Annotated in this window: 5 protein-coding genes; 2 read left to right on the plus strand and 3 right to left on the minus strand. The window is 40.8% G+C overall.

Annotated elements, in window-relative coordinates; genetic code table 11:
* Positions 1-298 precede the first annotated feature (298 nt).
* The 3 genes from LKD48_RS16210 to LKD48_RS16220 form a co-directional block, all read right to left on the minus strand.
* A complete protein-coding gene (locus tag LKD48_RS16210; RefSeq protein WP_308732628.1) occupies positions 299-772 on the minus strand; it encodes an ECF-type riboflavin transporter substrate-binding protein in 474 nt (157 codons plus the stop codon).
* Between the two features lie 22 nt (positions 773-794).
* On the minus strand, positions 795-1445 hold the full coding sequence (gene deoC / locus LKD48_RS16215) for a deoxyribose-phosphate aldolase (protein WP_066558441.1): 651 nt from the start codon (positions 1443-1445) through the stop codon (positions 795-797).
* Positions 1446-1523: 78 nt separating this feature from the next.
* Positions 1524-1718, minus strand: a complete 195-nt coding sequence (locus LKD48_RS16220; RefSeq protein WP_118614812.1) for a small, acid-soluble spore protein, alpha/beta type — start codon at positions 1716-1718, stop codon at positions 1524-1526.
* 108 nt (positions 1719-1826) lie between these two features.
* Between LKD48_RS16220 and LKD48_RS16225 the strand changes: the two genes are divergently transcribed.
* The gene (locus LKD48_RS16225; RefSeq protein ID WP_118614810.1) at positions 1827-2597 is read left to right on the plus strand and encodes a type III pantothenate kinase; all 771 of its coding nucleotides are present in this window, start codon (positions 1827-1829) and stop codon (positions 2595-2597) included.
* 101 nt (positions 2598-2698) lie between these two features.
* Positions 2699-3712 carry a M42 family metallopeptidase gene (locus tag LKD48_RS16230; RefSeq protein WP_308732629.1) on the plus strand — a complete coding sequence of 338 codons (1014 nt, stop codon included), beginning with the start codon at positions 2699-2701 and terminating at the stop codon, positions 3710-3712.
* Positions 3713-3983: the final 271 nt, after the last annotated feature.

Here is a 3983-nt window from a genome sequence, read left to right on the forward strand (position 1 = left end):
TCAATGTGCAAGTTCAAAGAATGTGATTTTTTCCCGATTTAATAGCATAAATTTTTTAATTAAATGTGCCTTTTATGTTGTTAGATCTATAATGTGTATTCAGAAAATATCGACATTAAAGATTTAGAAAAATATTTCTTGGCTTCATCCCAGGGGCAAGCCCCTGGGTTTTCGCCTAAAAATTTTATAACAGGGGACTTTTTCTTCGTCATGTAAATACCTCATAAAAACAATAAAAATCAAAGCCTTTTCACAAGCCGAAAATTTTTCAGCTAAATGAGAAGGCTTTGTCAAAGTTTTATTCTCTATCGAGAGAACCTTTCTTTGCAATGGTCTTTGTATATGCCACAATTAACAATCCGCCAACAATCACTCCTGTGATACTATTGGAGATTGCTGCAAATACACCCTGCGCAAATACCTTTTTTACAGGCTCTGCGTAAATTAAAATATCAAGTACTGGCGCTACGACTACCCAGCCAATCACATGTGCTGCCACATTAGCGATTGCGAAGATAGCTGTCTTGGTCTTATCAAATACACCTTCCTGTACATTGAGCTTCTTTGCAAACATACCAATCACAACACCTACAAATGCTGATGTGATTACCCAACTCCACCATGGACTTCCACCCCATGATAAATCGATCAGTGCATGTCCGATAAATCCGATCAGGCCGCCTGCTACTGGTCCGTACATTGCTGCTAACAATGCAAGTACTGCATACTGCAAGCTGATATTTGTGTTTGGAACCGGGCTTGGAATTGCCACAAATAGTCTTTGTCAATCTTATTTACTGCTGTTTTTCAATCTTTACAAGACGGCTTGTTCCAAGTCTGTCAGCGCCAAGTTTTACAAACTCATCTGCATCTGCAAAGGATGAAATTCCGCCGGCTGCCTTAATCTGCACATTCTCACCTACATGTGAAGCAAAAAGTGCGATATCATCAAATGTTGCACCTGCCTTGGAGAATCCAGTAGAGGTCTTAATAAAATCTGCCTTTGCCGCAGTTACCACTTCGCACATGCGAATCTTCTCTGTATCTGTCAAAAGACAAGTCTCGATGATAACCTTTAAAATCTTGTCACCACATGCAGCCTTCAAGCAGCGGATTTCTTCTTCGACAAGATCGTATCTGCCATCCTTTACCCATCCGATATTGATTACCATATCAATCTCATCTGCACCATTTTCGATTGCATCTCTTGTCTCGAACTCCTTTACAGCCGTAGTGTTATAACCATTTGGGAAACCGATTACAGTACAAATCTTCATTCTATCGCCTACATAACCCTTTGCCTGCTTTACGTATGACGGCGGAATACATACGGATGCTGTCTTAAAACGGATAGCATCGTCACAAATCTGACGAATTTCCTCCCATGTTGCTCCCTGTGCCAACAATGTGTGGTCTACTTTATTTAACAGCTTTGCGTGATCCATTTTGAATCCTCCATTTCTTCATAATAATCTCTATACTTTTAGTATAATGGATTCCGCACTTTCTTTCAACCTGTTTCTTTACTTCTTCTTTGCTTTGTTTCTAGCAGCAAGAATCCCTCCGATTTTCCCTGATTCTTTTGATGTAAGATTTCCATATCCACCTGCATAGATTTTGTCAATCACACCTATCTCCTCTGCAATTTCAAGCTTTTGCAGATCTTCTGCTGTCAGCTTATTCCAATCAGGCTTTGTTTTTCTTTTAATATTTTTCATTAAAGCAGCTCCTTTTTTCTTTATTATACCCAAAATGATACTTGTTTTTCCTGTTTTATCATGATATTCTTTCTGCGTAATGTTGTTCTCACAGAAAGGCAGATTGTTATGATTATTGCAGTTGATATTGGAAATACAAATATTGTAGTCGGAGGAATTGAAGCTGATCACGTTCTATTTACAGAACGCCTCTCTACACGTACCGATAAGACAGAGCTTGAATATGCCATTGATTTTAAGCTAATTTTTGAACTTCACTCTATTTCACACGCACAGGTAGATGGCAGCATTATCTCATCTGTTGTTCCTCCTTTATCGAATATTATAAAGACCGCGCTGACAAAATTAATTCCTAAAGAACCTCTGATTGTCGGACCTGGCGTAAAAACAGGTCTTTCTATTCGTATTGATAATCCAACCCAGCTTGGCAGCGATCTTGTGGTGACAGCCGTTGCCGCTATAGCTGCTTATACAGTTCCTTCTATTATTATTGATATGGGTACTGCAACGACTTTTTCCGTTATAAATGATAAGCGCCAGTATATAGGCGGTGCAATTGCCCCTGGTGCCGCTGTCGCACTAAACTCGCTATCATCTCAGACATCTCAGCTTCCTTTTATCAGTTTAGAGGCGCCAAAGCACGTGATAGGCAGCAATACAATTGACTGCATGAAAAGCGGTTCCCTTTTTGGCAACGCTGCAATGATTGACGGCATGATTCGCCGCATCAAAAAAGAACTTGGCGAGAACGCTATTGTAGTAGCCACAGGTGGGATCGCACCGGCAATCCTTCCATACTGTGAGGAAACTATTTCCTACGATCCTGACTTAATGCTTAAGGGGCTTGCACTAATTTATAAAAAAAATCAAACTCGATAATCACATATTGCATTCAAATTTTTAAGGTGATAAAATCTTTATAGACATGCACAAATATTTGTATCATTAATTACACAGTCAAAAATAAGGAGGTATTTGCGATGCGAAATGAAGAACTTCTAATCCGCTTAACCCAAACTCAGGGCATCGCTGGATACGAAAAAAAGGTACGCGAATTGATTGAACAGGAAGTGCGTCCATACGCAGATGAGCTGATTGTTGATCCGCTCGGCAGTCTGATTGCCGTTAAAAAGGGCAAAGGCGGACCACACTCAAAAAAAATCATGTTTGCCGCTCACATGGATGAAATAGGCTTCATGGTAAAGAAAATTGAGGAGGATGGACGTCTTTTAGTATGCAATGTCGGTTGGAACTGGACTGCTTCTGCCTACAACACGAGAGTCGTTTTTAGAAATGGAATCTATGGTGTTGTTAGCAGTATGAAAAATATTGAGGATGCACACAATGATCCTAATGCACTATTTATTGATATCGGTGCCAAATCCAAGGAGGATGCGCTTAAATACGTCCATGTTGGTTCTGTATGCGGATATTGCGGCGAATATCTTCCTCTTGCAAATGATCTTGTCTGCTCAAAGACATTTGATGACAGAGTTGGCTGCTTTCAGTTAATTGAAGCACTTCGTGAAAATGACGGAACTTATCCTAACGACATTTATTATGTATTTACCGTTCAGGAGGAGGTTGGCTGCCGCGGCTCTAAGACAACTGCTGCCTTTATTAAACCTGATATTGGCATCGCTGTTGACGTTACCCCGGCACATGATTATCCGTGTGATCTGACTGGAAGCAATGCAATCGGCAAAGGTATTGGCATTAAAGTGGCTGATCCATCTGTTCTGTGTCATGAAGATGTCATTGCTGTCATGGAGCAGTGCTGCCGTCACAAAGATATTCCATTCCAGTATGAGGTCATTGATAAAGGCGGCTGTGATGCTTCTAGTATGAATCTTTCAAACTTTGGCGTCCGCGCCGGCGGTATTTCTGTTGTCACTCGTTACGCTCACTGCAGCAGCAGCGTTATCTCAAAGGAAGATGCGGAGTCTGGCATTCGTCTTTGCACTGCATTTTCAAAATATGAATTTCAATTCTGATTTAAGGGGGAACAAGCGTTATGATACATACCACTTCTTGGCCATATGCCAATGAAATAGGTATCACAGAAAAGCTTAGCTGCGATCTTCTTGTTCTTGGCGGCGGACTGGTGCAATCAGTCTGAATCATCCACTTCGCAACCGCGCGAAGTTTGTGCCGATTATTTCACAATAAAAAATCACCCGCTGCCGATCTGGTATGCTCCCCGTCAAGAGGACAATAAAAAATAATAAATTTTTGTATCGTCAGCCATGCTATGGCTGGCGATAT

The organism is Anthropogastromicrobium aceti, assembly GCF_020687335.1.
Lineage (GTDB): Bacteria > Bacillota > Clostridia > Lachnospirales > Lachnospiraceae > Anthropogastromicrobium > Anthropogastromicrobium aceti.

Excerpts from the sequence above, each read along its gene's own strand:
- deoC (WP_066558441.1), bottom strand. The coding sequence starts at position 1,445 with ATGGATCACGCAAAGCTGTTAAATAAAGTAGACCACACATTGTTGGCA.
- LKD48_RS16220 (WP_118614812.1), bottom strand. The coding sequence starts at position 1,718 with ATGAAAAATATTAAAAGAAAAACAAAGCCTGATTGGAATAAGCTGACA.
- LKD48_RS16225 (WP_118614810.1), top strand. The coding sequence starts at position 1,827 with ATGATTATTGCAGTTGATATTGGAAATACAAATATTGTAGTCGGAGGA.
- LKD48_RS16230 (WP_308732629.1), top strand. The coding sequence starts at position 2,699 with ATGCGAAATGAAGAACTTCTAATCCGCTTAACCCAAACTCAGGGCATC.